Source organism: Microbacterium hydrocarbonoxydans, from assembly GCF_000956475.1.
Lineage (GTDB): Bacteria > Actinomycetota > Actinomycetes > Actinomycetales > Microbacteriaceae > Microbacterium > Microbacterium hydrocarbonoxydans_A.
Map to the genome: position 1 here is coordinate 219,375 of NZ_JYJB01000005.1, position 15,511 is coordinate 234,885.

At 69.6% G+C, this 15,511-nt stretch carries 17 protein-coding genes; 13 read left to right on the forward strand and 4 right to left on the reverse strand.

Annotation, left to right across the window (positions count from 1 at the left end):
- Positions 1-18 precede the first annotated feature (18 nt).
- The gene (locus tag RS84_RS03340) at positions 19-1,080 is read left to right on the forward strand and encodes an alpha/beta hydrolase (RefSeq protein WP_045256330.1); all 1,062 of its coding nucleotides are present in this window, start codon (positions 19-21) and stop codon (positions 1,078-1,080) included.
- Between the two features lie 30 nt (positions 1,081-1,110).
- On the opposite strand, the gene RS84_RS03345 is transcribed toward RS84_RS03340, so the two are convergent.
- Complete coding sequence (locus tag RS84_RS03345; protein WP_045256331.1) at positions 1,111-2,487, reverse strand: pyridoxal phosphate-dependent decarboxylase family protein; 1,377 nt, start codon at positions 2,485-2,487, stop codon at positions 1,111-1,113.
- Positions 2,488-2,510: 23 nt separating this feature from the next.
- A complete protein-coding gene (locus RS84_RS03350; RefSeq protein ID WP_045256332.1) occupies positions 2,511-3,095 on the reverse strand; it encodes a TetR/AcrR family transcriptional regulator in 585 nt (194 codons plus the stop codon).
- Positions 3,096-3,189: 94 nt separating this feature from the next.
- Between RS84_RS03350 and RS84_RS03355 the strand changes: the two genes are divergently transcribed.
- From RS84_RS03355 to RS84_RS03380, 6 genes are all read left to right on the forward strand, one after another.
- Positions 3,190-4,212: an agmatine/peptidylarginine deiminase gene (locus RS84_RS03355; RefSeq protein WP_045256333.1), complete on the forward strand. Its 1,023-nt coding sequence runs from the start codon at positions 3,190-3,192 to the stop codon at positions 4,210-4,212.
- Positions 4,213-4,330: 118 nt separating this feature from the next.
- Positions 4,331-6,040, forward strand: a complete 1,710-nt coding sequence (locus tag RS84_RS03360) for an amidase (RefSeq protein WP_045256334.1) — start codon at positions 4,331-4,333, stop codon at positions 6,038-6,040.
- A 163-nt stretch (positions 6,041-6,203) separates the two neighbouring features.
- Entirely contained in the window at positions 6,204-7,055 is an 852-nt protein-coding gene (locus tag RS84_RS03365; RefSeq protein WP_045256335.1) for a tryptophan 2,3-dioxygenase, read from the forward strand.
- Entirely contained in the window at positions 7,055-8,065 is a 1,011-nt protein-coding gene (locus tag RS84_RS03370; protein WP_045256336.1) for an amidohydrolase family protein, read from the forward strand. The genes RS84_RS03365 and RS84_RS03370 overlap by 1 nt, the downstream gene beginning before the upstream one ends.
- A gap of 1 nt (position 8,066) precedes the next feature.
- Positions 8,067-9,299, forward strand: coding sequence for a kynureninase (locus tag RS84_RS03375; protein WP_045256337.1), 1,233 nt, complete (start codon positions 8,067-8,069; stop codon positions 9,297-9,299).
- Positions 9,296-10,099, forward strand: coding sequence for a PaaX family transcriptional regulator C-terminal domain-containing protein (locus RS84_RS03380; RefSeq protein WP_045256338.1), 804 nt, complete (start codon positions 9,296-9,298; stop codon positions 10,097-10,099). Before RS84_RS03375 ends, RS84_RS03380 begins: the two co-directional genes overlap by 4 nt.
- On the opposite strand, the gene RS84_RS03385 is transcribed toward RS84_RS03380, so the two are convergent.
- Entirely contained in the window at positions 10,089-10,574 is a 486-nt protein-coding gene (locus RS84_RS03385) for an FBP domain-containing protein (protein WP_045256339.1), read from the reverse strand. The genes RS84_RS03380 and RS84_RS03385 overlap by 11 nt on opposite strands.
- A 260-nt stretch (positions 10,575-10,834) precedes the next feature.
- Here RS84_RS03385 and RS84_RS03390 point away from each other — a divergent pair, with 260 nt between their 5' ends.
- Positions 10,835-11,182, forward strand: a complete 348-nt coding sequence (locus RS84_RS03390) for a hypothetical protein (protein WP_045256340.1) — start codon at positions 10,835-10,837, stop codon at positions 11,180-11,182.
- Between the two features lie 29 nt (positions 11,183-11,211).
- Here RS84_RS03390 and RS84_RS03395 read toward each other — a convergent pair whose 3' ends face one another.
- A complete protein-coding gene (locus tag RS84_RS03395; protein ID WP_235281373.1) occupies positions 11,212-11,589 on the reverse strand; it encodes a hypothetical protein in 378 nt (125 codons plus the stop codon).
- Positions 11,590-11,727: 138 nt separating this feature from the next.
- Here RS84_RS03395 and RS84_RS03400 point away from each other — a divergent pair, with 138 nt between their 5' ends.
- The 5 genes from RS84_RS03400 to RS84_RS03420 all read left to right on the forward strand — a co-directional run bounded on the left by RS84_RS03400 (position 11,728) and on the right by RS84_RS03420 (position 15,486).
- Positions 11,728-12,309: an NAD-dependent epimerase/dehydratase family protein gene (locus RS84_RS03400; protein WP_045256342.1), complete on the forward strand. Its 582-nt coding sequence runs from the start codon at positions 11,728-11,730 to the stop codon at positions 12,307-12,309.
- 113 nt (positions 12,310-12,422) lie between these two features.
- Positions 12,423-12,629 carry a CsbD family protein gene (locus tag RS84_RS03405; RefSeq protein WP_045256343.1) on the forward strand — a complete coding sequence of 69 codons (207 nt, stop codon included), beginning with the start codon at positions 12,423-12,425 and terminating at the stop codon, positions 12,627-12,629.
- Positions 12,630-12,713: 84 nt separating this feature from the next.
- Positions 12,714-12,980: a Rho termination factor N-terminal domain-containing protein gene (locus RS84_RS03410; protein WP_045256344.1), complete on the forward strand. Its 267-nt coding sequence runs from the start codon at positions 12,714-12,716 to the stop codon at positions 12,978-12,980.
- Positions 12,981-12,986: 6 nt separating this feature from the next.
- Complete coding sequence (locus RS84_RS03415) at positions 12,987-14,063, forward strand: YbdK family carboxylate-amine ligase (protein ID WP_045256345.1); 1,077 nt, start codon at positions 12,987-12,989, stop codon at positions 14,061-14,063.
- 46 nt (positions 14,064-14,109) lie between these two features.
- Positions 14,110-15,486 (forward strand): MFS transporter, encoded by a 1,377-nt coding sequence (locus tag RS84_RS03420; RefSeq protein WP_045256346.1) that lies wholly within the window; start codon positions 14,110-14,112, stop codon positions 15,484-15,486.
- Positions 15,487-15,511: the final 25 nt, after the last annotated feature.

A 15,511-nucleotide genomic window follows, 5' to 3' on the forward strand; every position in this document is an offset into this window, starting at 1 on the left:
TTCGTCGGGAGGGGTTCCATGAGCACGCACGCCGCAGACGAGCACACCGAAGACACCGTTCACCCGAAGAAGCGTCGCCGGTGGCGGCGCACCAGGATCACGCTCGGCGTCATCGCCGGCGTCGTGGCGGTCGTCGCAATCATCGGGTCGATCACGCCGTGGCCGTCGGCCATGGTGATCCGCTCGGTGTTCACCAAGGGCGGCGATGACACCGCTGCCGAGATGAAGAAGCACGTGCCGGACACGAAGCTCACCGAGACGCTCAACGTCGCCTATTCGGATGACGGCGTCGACACCACCATGGACGTCTTCTCTCCCGCATCCGCCACCGGCCCGCTGCCGACGATCGTGTGGATCCACGGCGGCGCCTGGATCTCGGGCTCGAAGGAGAACGTCGACCCGTACATGCGCATCCTCGCCGCCGAGGGCTACACGACGATCGCGGTGAACTACACGATCGGTCCGGAGGGCGTCTATCCTCTCGCGGTGCACCAGCTCAACGACGCTCTCGCCTACATCGACGAGCATGCGGAAGAGCTCGGCGTCGACCCGACGCAGATCGTTCTCGCCGGCGACTCCGCCGGCGGGCAGCTCGCGAGCCAGATGGCCACTCTCATCACCAACCCCGACTACGCGGAGATCATGGGCATGACCCCCGCGCTCACGGCCGATCAGGTCGTCGCGACCGTGCTGAACTGCGGCGTGTACGACCTCTCGGCGCTGGCCGAGCTGACCGGCCTCGTCGGCTGGGGCTTCAAGTCGTCGATGTGGGCGTACTCCGGCACGAAGGACTGGGCCGAGGGTTCGACCGGCGCCACGATGTCGACCGTCGACTGGGTCACCGCCGACTTCCCGGCCACCTACATCTCCGGCGGCAACGGCGACGGACTGACCTGGCTGCAGTCGATCCCGATGGCCAAGCGCCTGGACGAGCTCGGAGTCGACGTCACGACGCTCTTCTGGCCGGCGCCGCACGAGCCGGCCCTGCCGCACGAGTACCAGTTCCACCTCGACATGCCGGACGCCCAGACCGCGCTGCAGAAGACGATCGACTTCCTGAACGCGCACACGACGCACTGACCAGCCGGGGCGGTGCGGATGCTCGGGACCTCACTTCATGGTGTCGAGGATGCCCACCAGGTCGTCGAACGTCGTGAGCGGGTTGAGGATCGCGAACCGCGTGTTCGGCCGGCCCGCGTGCGAGCTCGGCACGACGAAGGCGTGCTGCGTGTCGAGCAGCCGGTCGGACCAGCGGTCGTAGTCGGCGCGATCCCAGCCGTTGCGCTCGAACACCACGACAGACAGCTGCGGGTCGCGCACCAGCGTCAGCTCGGGGCGTCGCGCGATCTCCTCCGCGATCCGCTGCGTGAGGGCGAGCGTCGCGCTCACGGCCTCGCGATAGGCGGTGACGCCGTAGGTGGCCAGGGAGAACCACAACGGCAGACCGCGGGGGCGCCGGGTGAGCTGTATCGAGTAGTCGGACGGGTTGAAGTCGTCGGCATCCGTCAGGGTGTCGAGGTACTCGGCGTGCTGGGTGTGCGCGCGGCGGCCGTTGTCGGGGTCGCGGTACAGCAGCGCGCAGCAGTCGAAGGGTGCGAACAGCCACTTGTGCGGGTCGACGATCATCGAGTCCGCGCGCTCGACCCCGGCGAAGATGGGCCTCGCCTCGGGCGCCAGCATCGCGGTGAGCCCGTATGCACCATCGATGTGCAGCCAGAAGTCGAACTCGTCCTTGAGCGCGGCGATGCCTGAGATGTCGTCGACGATGCCGAAGTTCGTCGACCCGCCTGTCGCGACGACGGCGCACACCTCGTCGCCGTGCTCGGCGAGAGCCGCACGCACGCCGTCGGCATGCAGCCTGCCATCCTCGCCCGCGGGGACCAGCAGGACGTCGGCGTCCATGACCTTGGCCGCGGACTTGTTCGACGAGTGCGCCTCGGTGCTGCAGACGATCTTCCAGCGCGTGGGCAGCTCTTTGCCGGCGGCGACGAGGCGCGCCTTGGCTGCTTCGCGCGCGGCCACGAGGGCCGACAGGTTGCCGATCGTGCCGCCCTGCACGAACACGCCGCCCGCGCTGTCTGGAAGCCCGAACTCACGGGCGAGGAAGGCGAGCACCTCGTTCTCGGCATGTACGGCGCCGGCGCCCTCGAGCCAGCTGCCCCCATACAGCCCGGATGCCGAGACCACGAGGTCGAAGGCGATCGCGGCCATGGTCGGCGCGGTGGGGATGAAGGACAGATACAGCGGATGACTCGTGCTGAGGCATGCGGGCGCGAGCACATGCTCGAAGGTCGCCAGCGCCCTGGTCGCACCGAGCCCCTGATCGGTGATCGTACGGCCGCCGGTCAGCCTGATCAGCTCTTCGGGTGTCTGCGGCTTGTCGAGCGGCACGAAGTCCGACAGCATCCGCCGCCTCGAATAGTCGAGGACGGCGTCGACGATCGCGGTCGATTCGGCCGAAGCCGCGTGCATGCGTTCTGCGGTCATGCGCTTTCCTGTTCTGTGCGGTGTCAGCCGAGGACGGCTGCGAGTGTGCGGCGGGCGAGGTCCGCCCGGTCGTGGGGCGCCCACTTCACCAGGGAGTGGGCGCTCATGCCGTCGACCATCGCGAGCAGCAGCCAGGCGGCGGGCTCCGGGTCGACCGTGCCGGCGGATGCCCGGCGGATGACGTCTTCGAGTCCCGACTGCCAGAGGTCCATCTCGTGGCGGACCCGCTGCCCGAGCGCCTCGTTGCGCGCGCCGAGCGACCACGACTGCACCCAGACCAGGGCGACGTCTTCGCGGGTGTCGTCGAGCAGGGTCTCGATCAGGCGCTGAAGGTTCTCGCGCAGGTCGCCGGTGAGCTCGAAGCCGCCGAGGACCTCCTCGCGCTCGGCGGCGACGATCTCGCCGAACACCTCGGCGACGAACTCGTCCATCACCGGGCGGTAGTGCGCGATCAGAGCCGGAGTGACCCCCACGCGGCTCGCCACGGCGCGCACGGTGAGCGCCTCGATGCCGCTCTCGTGCGCCAGCGCCATGGCACCGTCGACGATCGAGCGCTCGCGCTCGGCGGGCGGCAGCCGCTTCGCCGCGGCTCTTGACGTCGTGTTCATCAGGGGATACCGTAGCACCTGTTGGCCACCCGTTCAATAGTCATCGGCCGCGGCCTCGATCTCGGCGAAGAGCACGGCACTGGAGGAGAATCCCATGACCTGGCGAATGCCCGCAGAGACCACGCGCCACGACCGCATCTGGATGGCGTTCCCCGCCGAGGGGCAGACCCTCGGCGAGAGCGCCGCCGAGCGCGAGGAGGGCTACGCCACCTGGACCGCCGTCGCGCACGCCGCCGCCGAGTTCACGCCCGTCTCGATGCTCGTCGATCCGGCCGAGACGGCCCGTGCGCGTCGCATGCTCAGCGGGTCGATCGAGATCGTCGAGGCGCCCGTCGACGAGTTCTGGATGCGCGACTCGGGTCCGACGTTCGTGGTCTCCGACGACGGCCGCCTCGGTGCGGTCGACTGGATCTTCAACGGCTGGGGCGCTCCCGACTGGGCCGAGTGGCAGAAGGCCGCCCAGCACGCGCGCATCATCGCGGGAGCCGTGGGCGCCGAGCTCGTCAGCTCCGTGCTCGTGAACGAGGGCGGCGGCATCCACGTCGACGGCGAGGGCACGGTGCTGCTCACCGAGACCGTGCAGCTGGACAAGCGCCGCAACCCCTTCGCCGACCGGCAGCGCGTCGAAGCCGAGATGCGTCGCACGATCGGCGCGACCAAGGCGGTGTGGCTGCCCCGCGGACTGACTCGCGACTACGACGACTTCGGCACGAACGGCCACGTCGACATCGTCGCGACGATCGCCGCCCCTGGTCGCCTGCTGCTGCACGAGCAGCAGAACCCCGAGCACCCCGACTTCGAGGTCAGCCGACAGCTGCGCGCGCACCTGGAGCAGCAGACGGATGCCGCCGGCCGCGCCTTCGAGATCATCGGCCTGCCGGCGCCCTCGACCCTGACCGACGAGGAGGGACCTGTCGACTGGAGCTACGTCAACCACCTCGTCACGAACGATGGCGTCGTCGCCTGCGGTTTCGGCGACGAGCGGGCGGATGCCACAGCCCGCGCGATCCTCGCGGATGCCTATCCGGGGCGCACGGTCGTCACGGTCGACGCCCGCCCGCTGTTCGATCGCGGCGGCGGCATCCACTGCATCACCCAGCAGCAGCCATCCCTCTGACCCGAGGGCCCCTCTGGGCGTTTCGTCTCGCTTCGCTCGCTCAACGACCGCCGCTCGGATCGCCCCGCGAGGAGCGAAGCGACGAGACGAAACGCGTGACCAACGAAGGACTTCACTCATGTTCGACGTCTACGAAGCATCCATCGCCGACCTGCGCCAGGCGCTCGAATCCGGCGCGACGACCTCTGTCGAGCTTGTCGAGGCCTACCGCGCCCGCATCGCCGCCTACGACGCCCCCGACACCGAGACAGCCCTGAACGCCGTGGTGGTCCACAACCCGGACGCGCGCCGCGAGGCCGAGGCGTCTGACGCCCGTCGCGCCGCCGGCGAGACGCTCGGTCCGCTCGACGGCATCCCGTACACCGCGAAGGACAGCTATCTGGTGAAGGGTCTCACCGCCGCATCCGGCAGTCCCGCCTTCAAGGATCTCGTCGCCCAGCGCGACGCGTTCGCGATCGAGCGGCTGCGCGCAGGCGGGGCGATCTGCCTGGGGCTGACGAACATGCCGCCCATGGCGAACGGCGGCATGCAGCGCGGGGTGTACGGACGCGCGGAGAGCCCGTACAGCGCCGACTTCCTCACCGCGCCCTTCGCCTCCGGCTCGTCGAACGGCTCGGGCACCGCGACGGCGGCGAGCTTCGCGGCGTTCGGCATGGGTGAGGAGACCTGGTCGAGCGGCCGAGGCCCCGCGACCAACAACGCGCTGTGCGCATACACGCCCTCCCGGGGCGTGATCTCGACGCGCGGCAACTGGCCGCTCGTCCCCACGATGGACGTCGTGGTGCCGCACACCCGCAGCATGGCCGACCTGCTCGAGGTGCTCGACGTGATCGTCGCCGACGACGCCGACACCCGCGGCGACTTCTGGCGCTCCCAGCCGTGGGTGGCGCTGCCCTCGGCATCCGAGGTGCGCCCCGCGTCCTATCCGGCTCTCGCCGGGACGGCGACGCTGCAGGGCGCGCGCATCGGCATCCCGCGCATGTACATCAATGCCGATCCGGATGCCGGCACGGCCGAGAAGCCGGGCATCGGCGGACCGACCGGGCAGCGCATCGAGACCCGCGCCTCCGTCATCGAGCGCTGGGAGTCGGCCCGCCGTGACCTCGAGGCCGCGGGCGCCACGGTGATCGAGGTCGACTTCCCCGTGGTGTCGAACTACGAGGGCGACCGGCCGGGAGCAGCGACCATCGCGACGCGCGGACTCGCGTCGCCCGAATACCTGCGCCGCGAGATCGTGGACCTCTCAGCGTGGGGCTGGGAGGACTTCCTGCAGGCGAACGGCGACCCGAACCTCTCGACACTCGCCGACGTCGACGGCGACACGATCTTCCCGCACCCGGAGGGCGCGCTGCCCGACCGCTACACGGGCTTCGACGACGACATCGCCGAGTACCCCGGCTGGGTGCGCGCAAACCCGGGCGTCGGGTTCCTGGACATGCCCGAACTCCCCGACGGCCTGCGCGGGCTCGAGGAGACGCGCCGCCTCGACCTCGAGGAGTGGATGGACTCGCTCGGACTGGATGCGGTCGTCTTCCCCGCCGTCGCGGACGTGGGTCCCGCCGACATGGACAGGGTCGAGGCCTCCGCCGACCTCGGCTGGCGCAACGGCACGTGGATCGCCAACGGCAACCTGATCGTGCGCCACCTCGGCGTGCCCACCGTGACGGTGCCGATGGGCCTCATGAGGGACATCGGCATGCCGATCGGGCTCACGTTCGCCGGCCGCGCCTATGACGACTCGAGGCTGCTGGCGCTGGCCGCGGCGTTCGAGGCGGCAGGCGCGCCCGGCTCCCGCCGCACTCCCCCGCCCCGCACCCCGCGCCTCTGACTCGTCGACCGCCCCACCCCGATCGACACCGAGACCCCCACTTGCTGCCGAAACCCCCACGTATTCACGTCCATATGTGGGGGTCTCGGCGATAAGAGGGGGTTTCGGCGAGCGTGACATTTCACTCCTGTGACGCTCGGCGCGAAAGTGATATGTTCAGGGCATGAGCACTGAGAACGAGCGCGCCCTGGAAGACGGCATCGTCACCGATCTGACGGGCCGCATGACCTACGGGTCGTACCTGGCCCTCGACCAGCTGCTCACGGCGCAGCATCCGGTCAGCTCCCCCGAGCACCACGACGAGATGCTGTTCATCATCCAGCATCAGACCACCGAGCTCTGGCTCAAGCAGCTGCTGCACGAGCTGTCGTCGGCCCGCCGTCTGCTCGCGAGCGACGACCTCCGCGAGGCGCTGAAGCGCGTCGCCCGCGTCAAGAAGATCCAGGACGTGATGACCCAGCAGTGGTCGGTGCTGGCGACCCTGACTCCCACCGAGTACGCGCAGTTCCGCGGCGCTCTCGGAAACTCGTCCGGTTTCCAGTCCGTGCAGTACCGGGCCGTCGAGTTCGCGCTCGGCAACAAGAACGAGAGGATGCTCGGCGTCTTCCGCGACCATCCGGAGAACCTCGCGCTGCTCACCGCCGAGTGGGAGAAGCCGACCCTGTATGACGAGTTCCTGCGCTACGCCTCGCGCCGCGGCCTGCCGGTGCCCGCTGAGATCCTCGAGCGCGACGTGCGGCTGCCGTACCGCGAGACGCCGGCCCTCGTGCCGGCGATCCGCGAGATCTACCTGAACCCCCAGCAGCACTGGGACCTCTACGAGGCGTGCGAAGACCTCGTGGACCTGGAGGACAACTTCCAGTTCTGGCGGTTCCGGCATCTGAAGACCGTGACCCGCACGATCGGGATGAAGGTCGGAACCGGCGGATCGAGCGGCGCGGGATTCCTGCAGCGCGCTCTCGAGCTCACGTTCTTCCCCGAGCTCTACACCGTGCGCACCGAGATCGGCAGCTGATGCAGTCCCTTCCGCACGCGGACGGCGCGATCATCGGCGGGTTCACCGACCACCACGTGCACCTGCAGCTCGTCGACCACGCGTCGCTGGCGGGATCGCGGCTCGGACGAGTCATCGATCTGGGCGGGAACCCCGAGGTGCTCACCTCGTATGCGGGATCACCGCGTTTCGTCTCGCTTCGCTCGCTCAACGACCGGGAGGGCACCCACGGCTCGCTCAACGACCGGGAGGGCACCCACGGCTCGCTCGACGACCGGGATTCGGTCCGGGAACACACCACCCGGTCGTTGAGCGAGCGAGCGCCAGCGACACAGGCGACACGCGGCGAGCTCCGCAGAGCATCCGTCGAGTTCGCCGGCGCCTTCCTCACGCCTCCCGGCGGCTACCCCTCCGATCGCTCCTGGGCTCCGACCGGATCGTTCCGCGAGATCGCAGACGAGGCGGATGCGGCGACGGCCGTCGCAGAGATGGCGGATGCCGGCGCGACCCGTATCAAGGTGGCGAGCAACAGCACCGCCGGCCCCGTCTTCGCCGACGCCGTGTTCCGCACGATCGTCGAGCTCGCCGGCGCACGCGGTCTGCCGGTCGTCGCGCACGCAGAAGGTCCGGGGCAGGCTCAGCGCGCAGCGCGCCTCGGCGCCGCGACCCTCGCGCATGCCCCGTTCACCGAGCGCCTCACGGAGGAGGAGATCGCCGAGCAGGCGGCATCCGTGTCGTGGATCTCCACCCTCGCGATCCACGACGATGCCGATCGCGCACGAGCGATCGACAACGTCCGCCGCTTCCACGCGGCCGGCGGCGCCGTGCTGTACGGCACCGACATGGGCAACGGCCCCACACCGGTCGACCTGAACCCGCGCGAGATCGACGCCCTGCGCGAAGCCGGCGTCGACGGCGCCGCTCTGCTGCAGGCCCTCCACCCTGTCGACCCGTCCGACCCCGCATCCGTCCAGCTCCTCCTCCCCGAGGGCGACGCCGACCCCCTGCACGCACAGATCCTCGAGGTGTGACATGACCGAACTGCTCGACACCGCCCGCGCTCTCGATGCCGCCGACCCGCTCCGCCATCACCTCGACGCCTTCGCCGAGATGCCCGGAGTCATCGCCTACCTCGACGGCAACTCCCTCGGCCGCCCCCTGCGCGACACCGGGGAGAGGATCGCAGACTTCGTGCGCGACGACTGGGGCACCCGGCTGATCCGCTCCTGGGACGAGCAGTGGATGGAGCTGCCCACGGCACTCGGCGACCGCATCGGGGCCGCGTGCCTCGGCGCCGCACCCGGGCAGACCGTCGTCGCCGACTCGACCACCGTGCTGCTGTACAAGCTCATGCGTGCCGCCCTTCGACGGGCTCAGGGACCCACCTCGAAGGCCCGCTCCGAGATCGTGATCGAGCAGGGCAACTTCCCCACCGACCGCTTCGTCGCCGAGGGAGTCGCGGCCGAGACGGGGATGACCATCCGATGGATCACCGCCGACCCCGTGCACGGCGTGCGAGCCGAGGACATCGCGGATGCCGTCACCGAGCGCACGGCACTGGTCGTGCTCAGCCACGTCGACTACCGCTCGGGCGCCCTCGCCGACATGAAGGGCATCACGGCGCAGGTGCACGAGGCCGGCGCGCTGATGCTGTGGGATCTCTGCCACTCCGCGGGCGTCATCCCGATGCAGCTCGACGAGTGGGGCGTCGACCTCGCCGTCGGCTGCACCTACAAGTATCTGAACGGCGGACCGGGTGCGCCCGCGTTCGCGTACGTGCGCAGCGCCCACCACGGAGTGCTGCGACAGCCGATCCAGGGGTGGATGGGAGCGGCCGACGTCTTCGCGATGGGACCGGCGTACTCCCCCGACGCCACGATCCGTCAGTTCATCAGCGGCACCCCGCCGGTACTGGGGATGCTGCCCATGCAGGGGATGCTCGATCGCATCGAGCAGGCGACGATCGACGGCATCCGCGCGAAGTCGAAGACCCTCACCGATCTCGCCGTGCAGGCCGTCGACGAGGCGCTCGCCCCTCTCGGCGTGCGCCTGCTGAGCCCGCGCGACGCCGAACGTCGCGGCGGACACGTCACGATCGGCCATCCCGATTTCCGCGCCGTCACCCAGCGACTGTGGGGCGAGGGCGTGATCCCCGACTTCCGGTTCCCCGACGGCATCCGCCTCGGCCTCTCCCCGCTCAGCACCTCGCACGTCGAGGCCGTCACCGGCGTGCTCGCCGTGCGCGACGCGCTGACGCGCCTATGACCCCGATCATCGACGACATCGATGCGCGGCCCGGCAGCACCGCCTCACTCCTGCGCACCTTCGTCGGCCTGTATCTGCGCCGGCTCGGCGGCTGGATCTCTGCGTCCGCGCTGGTCTCGCTCGCAGGATCGCTGGGCATTCCCGAGGCGCAGGCGCGCACCGGCATCACCCGGCTCAAGCAGAAGGGCCTGCTGCTCGCCGAGCGCGACGACGTTCCCGGCTACCGCCTGAATCCTGCCGCCGTGACCATGCTCGAGCGCGGCGATCGGCGCATCTTCGAGATGCGGCAGATGACGGATGCCGACAGCTGGTGCCTCGTCTCCTTCTCGATTCCGGAGAGCGCCAGGAGCGTGCGGCATCAGCTGCGCAAGCGCCTGCAGTTCATCGGGGCGGGAACCGTGTCATCCGCCCTGTGGATCTGCCCCGGCCATCTCGAGGGCGAGGTGGAGCAGATCCTCCACGACCTGGATGCGCGAGCCTGGGCGACCCTGTTCTCCGCCGCAGCGCCGGCACCGGCGACCTCGCTCGTCGAGGCTGCCGCGCAGTGGTGGGACCTGGCGGCGCTCCGCTCGGCGCACGAGGTCTTCCAGGCGTCGCTCTCCACGCTGCCCTCCGAATCGTTCGCGGCGTACGTCCACCTGATCGACCGCTGGCGCGTGCTGCCCTACACCGACCCGGGGCTGCCGCCGTCGATGCTCCCGGCCGACTGGCCGGGAGCATCGAGCTTCCACGCGTTCGCGCGGTTGGCGGCCCAGCACGAGGCCCCCGCGTGGGAGCGGGTCGAGGCCGCTACCCGCTGACCTCGGACAGGAACCCGAGGACATGCTCCTGCAGGCGCAGGATGCGCAGATCTCTCGCGAGCTCCCGGTCGTAGCCCTGGTACGCCAGCGGCGGCAGCATCCGCACGTTGCGGGAGCAGCCGAACTCGGCGCACACCAGAGTGCCGACCGTGTCGCCCTTGCGGCCGGCAGGGCCCGCCTTGCGGGCGACGAACATCTGCACGTCGTTGCGCAGCGTCACGTCTTCGCACCACGAGCACTGGGCCCTGGCGGCGAGCCGCTGCTCGGCGCGCTGCAGGAAGACGCCGACGGGCTCGTCGTCGCGCCAGGCGACGACGTACGCGCGGCGAGGCAGCTTCGGGTCGACCCAGCCGAGGTAGTCGAGCTTGTCGAAGTCGATGTCGGCGAAGCCGGCGGGAAGGCTCAGGTCTGCGATCTCTTTGCGAGAGGCGTTGATGAAGGACGCGCGGATGGTGCGCTCGTCGAGGGGACGCATGAGTGATGAGTGCTTTCGTGTGAAGGGTGGAGGTGGGTACGTCTCAGCACCGGCGACGGGGGTTCCGCCTCCGGCTGGTCCTCAGCCTCTGCCCGCGGCGCTCAACGCGCCTGCGGCTCCGTTCCGCGCCTGATCGGCGCTCCTCGAAATCAACACCCGGCGATCTTACACCCCTTTGTTTCACTGCGTGTCGGCCGCCCTTCGCCCTCGGCTCGAGCCGACCTACTCTGTGTGGAACACCTCGACCGTCAGGAGACACCGTGTCCACGCCGCTGAACCACCTTCCGCCCTCTCAGGTGCGTGAGCGTTCGGCGTGCATGTGCGCGCACGGGGCCGTCTGCTCGTCGTTCGCCTCGGGTCACGGCCTGCATCTGATCCAGGCGCGGCTCGCCTCGGCGACGCCGTCGGAATGGGTCGACGCGATCGTGGAACGAGCGGATGCCGTCACCGGCGAGCTCGTCGTGCGCACGCTCGAGGGAGACGCGCACGCGCTGTGGAACGCCACAGGCGCCGCACTCGAAGCAGCAGCGGGCACCCCGGTCGCGCTGCACGTGCGCTATGGGGTGCTGGCGGTCGGGCGCACGCAGTTCAACGTCGCGACGGTCTGACCACCCGGGCCGCTGAGCGCGACGGAGGGTCAGGCGCCTGCCATCATCATGTCCTTCATGGCCATGCACGCGTCCATGCACGCCTGGCACGACTGAGCGCACATCCGGCACACGTCGCTGTCATCCGCGTGCATCATGCACATGTCCATGCAGGTCTGGCACATCGCGATGCAGGCATCGAGCATCGACATCATCGACGCCGGGGTCATGCCCTGCATCCGCATCATCGAGCGCATCATGGTGCCTGCCATGTCCGCGCAGTTCATGCACGCCGGGGCGCAGTCCATCATCTGCGTCGAACAGACGGTGCAGGCCTGTTCGCAGGCCGAGCACGCATCCATGCACGCCTGCATGACAGACATGTCCATCGCCGCCATGTCGGGCATCGACATCATGTTCTCGGACATGGCGCCCATCATCATCGAGTCCATCGCACACCGCTCTCCGTCTCGGGTCCGCGGGCGGGACCGCCCGCTTGACGCCAGAGTAGTCCTCGCCGCGTGATGCGTCGACGGGCGATTCGGCTATCTGAATACAATCTGGGCATGCGCGTATTCCTCGCCGGTGCCACCGGAGTGCTCGGCCGCCGACTTCTGCCGCTCCTCGTCGAGAAAGGGCACGAGGTGCACGCACTGACCCGCTCGACCGACAAGGCTGCGCTCGTCGAGGAGCTCGGAGGAATCCCCGTCGTGTGCGATGCCTTCGACCGCGCAGGGATCGTGGAGGCGGTGACCCGGATCGCTCCGGATGTCATCCTCCACGAGCTGACGGATCTCCCCGACTCCGCGGCCGACCTCCCCGCTCGACGAGCGGCGAACGCCCGCATCCGGATCGAGGGAACGGCCAATCTCATCGCCGCAGCCCGGGCCGCCGGCCGCCCCGCCCTGCTGGCGCAGAGCGTCGCATGGACCATGTCCGACGAGGTCGGCGCGCGCGGCGTCGCGACGCTCGAGGCCGGGATCCTCGAGTACGGCGGCGTGGTCCTGCGATACGGGCAGTTCTATGGCCCCGGCACCTATTGGGAGACCGAGATCCCCGCCGAGCCGCGTGTGCACCTCGATCGCGCCGCCGACCTCACGGTCGCGGCTCTCGGTGCACCCTCGGGCATCATCACGCTCACGGACTGACCCGCGGTCGGTCTCCTAGACGGATGCCACGGCGGATGTCAATCCCGTCGTGCTGACGCGACTCGCATGCGACAGTGGCGTTTCCACTGATCGCTTCGCGAAAGGAGCACACCATGGGCGTCGGAGACGACATGAAGAACGCTGCCGAGAAGATGGGCGGCAAGGTCAAGGAAGGCGTGGGCAAGGCCACCGACAACGAGAGCCTCGAGAACGAAGGCCGTCTCGACCAGGCGAAGGCCGCCGCCAAGCAGGCGGGCGAAGACGTGAAGGACGCCGCGCAGAAGGCCGGCGACAACGTCAGGGACGCTTTCGACAAGTAAGTCCCCCGCATCGGCAGGGCGCTCCTCCGGGAGACCGCCCTGCCGGACGCGGACCCCGAGCACAGGACCGGAGAGGAGATTCCGATGCCAGGACGCAGGAACAGCTCGCTGAAGGATCCGGAGCTGTACGAAGAGCTGCGCGACGACGGCGCATCCAAGGAGAAGGCTGCTCGCATCTCGAACGCCGCGGCCCGGGACGGGCGCAGCGCGGTCGGCCGTCGCGGGGGCGAGCACGGCGACTACGAGGATTGGACCGTCGACGAGCTCAGGAAGCGCGCGAAGGAGCTGGGCCTTCATGGCTACAGCGGCAAGCGCAAGTCGGAGCTGATCTCCGACCTGCGGGATCACTAGGTCCCGATGTCCGCGCGCTTCGGCATCGAGGAGGAGTTCGTCGTCCTCGATCGCGAGACGCTCGCACCGATCGGCATGGATCACGGAGCGCGCGAACGCATCACGGGGCGCCTCGGCGGCGGCGAGGTGATGCCGGAGTATCTGACCTGCCAGCTCGAATGCGCGACCGCCCCTGTGCAGAACCGGGCGGATGCCGCCGAGCAGCTGCGCCGGATGCGCGCCCTGCTCGCCGCTCACGCGGCGGGTGAGGGTGCACTCGCGGCACCCTCGGCGACGCCTTTCATCGCACCCGGCGAGTTCGTGGTCTCCCCGTCGACGCACTACGACGAGGTCGCCGATCAGCTTGCCGCGATCACGAGAGACCACGAGGTCAACGGCCTGCACGTGCATGTGGAGGTGCCAGACGATGAGGAGCGCGTGCGTGCTCTCAACCGCGTGCGCGAGTGGCTTCCGACGCTGCTCGCCCTCACCGGCAACGGCCCCTACGCGCACGGCCGGAACTCCGGATTCGCCAGCTGGCGCAGCATCCTGATCCGCCGGCTGCCCTCCTCGTGGTGCCCTCCCGCATTTCACGACTTCGACGACTACACCGAGCGGGTCGACCGTCTCGTCGCCCTCGGCGCGATCGGCGACGCGGCCTCGATCGCCTGGGCGGCTCGGCTCTCGCGACGCTTCCCCACGGTAGAGGTCAGGGTGTTCGACGCGCAGCTGACGCCCGATGACAGCCTCTTCGCCGCCGCGCTCTCGCGCGCCCTGATCCTCTCGGATGCGCCCGACACCGTCGGCCCCTCCGATCCCGACGCGATCGATGCGTCCATGTGGACCGCGGCCAGACGGGGAACGCACGCGCGCGTGATCGATCCCACCACGGGCGAGGCGGCGCCGCTGTGGGAGGCGGCTGCGGCCATGATCGCCCACGCCCGCCCCGTGCTCGCCGAGCAGGGCGACGAAGAGTTCGTGACCGCCCACCTCGAGCGCATCCGCGTCGACGGCACCGGGGCAGAGCGTCAGGAGCGCGCGTACGTACGAGACGGCGTCGATGGACTGCGCGATCTGTATCTCTCCGGCATGACGGGCGACTGACCGGCATCCGCCCCCGGTGTCCGCTCTCGGCGGTAGTGTTCGGACCGTGGCTTCCTTCGCTCCTCTGCAGCGGCTCGTGATCGCGATCGCGGTCCTCGCCTCGTTCGTGACGTTCCTCGACGGCACGGTCGTGAACGTGGCCCTTCCCGCGATCAGCCGCGAGCTGGGCGGCGGCATCACGACGCAGCAATGGGTGGTCGACGCGTACCTCATCACGCTGAGCGCGCTGATCCTGCTCGCCGGCACGGTGTCCGACGCCTACGGGCGCGTGCTCGTCATGCGCATAGGCCTGATCGCCTTCGGCGTCGCATCGCTCGCCGTGGCCGCCGCGCCCGATCCGCTCGTGCTGATCATCGCCCGGGCACTGCAGGGCGCCGCCGGCGCCCTGCTCGTTCCCAGTTCGCTCGCGCTCATCACCGCGACCATGCGCGCCGATGTGCAGTCCCGGGCGATCGGGGTGTGGACGGCGTTCACGACGGCTGCCCAGCTCGTGGGACCCCTGCTGGGCGGGCTGTTCGTCGACTTCCTGTCGTGGCGGTTCGTGTTCCTCATCAACGTGATCCCGATCGCGGTGAACCTCGTGCTGCTCTCCCGCCTGAAGCTGCCGGAGCATCCGAGCGGCCGGCGCGTCGACTGGTGGAGCGGCGCGCTGTGCGCCCTGGGTCTGGGAGCCGTGGTCTTCGCGCTGATCGAGCAGCCGCTGCGCGGCTGGGGATCGCCCGTCATCTGGGTCCCCGGCACGGTCGGAGTCGTGCTGTTCGGCGCGTTCCTCTGGCGCCAGAAGAGCTCGACCTCGCCGCTGCTGCCGATGTCGCTGTTCCGCGTGCGGGACTTCGCGTGGGGCAACCTCGCGACGCTGTTCGTCTACGCCGCGCTGTCGCTGAACGGGTTCGTGATCGGCGTGTATCTGCAGCAGGGCGCGGGGCTGCCCGCCACTGCGGCAGGGCTCGCGAGCCTTCCGATGACGATCCTGATGATCCTCGTCAGCTCGCGCGCGGGCGCCTGGGCCGGCCGATTCGGTCCTCGGCTGTTCATGACCGCAGGTCCCCTCATCATGGCGGTCGGCGCGGTGATGCTTCTGTTCGTCTCCGAGGACTTCGACTACTGGTGGCAGGTGCTGCCGGCCATGATCGTGATGGGTCTCGGTCTGTCGCTCACCGTCGCACCTCTGACTGCCGCGATCCTCGGAGCGATCGACGAGGCGCATTCGGGCATCGCCTCGGCCGTCAACAATGCCGTCGCCCGCGTCGCCGGCCTGCTCGTGGTCGCGATGATCTCCACGATCGTCGGTGGCACGCTCAACCTCGCCGGCTTCCACAGCGCGGCCGTCGTGACGGCCGCGCTGCTCGTGCTCGGCGGAGTCGTGTCGTGGATCGGCATCCGCCGCAATCCTGCCGAGGAGGCGGATGCCGCGGACCGTTGACCCCGTCGCCGACCCGGCGCAGACT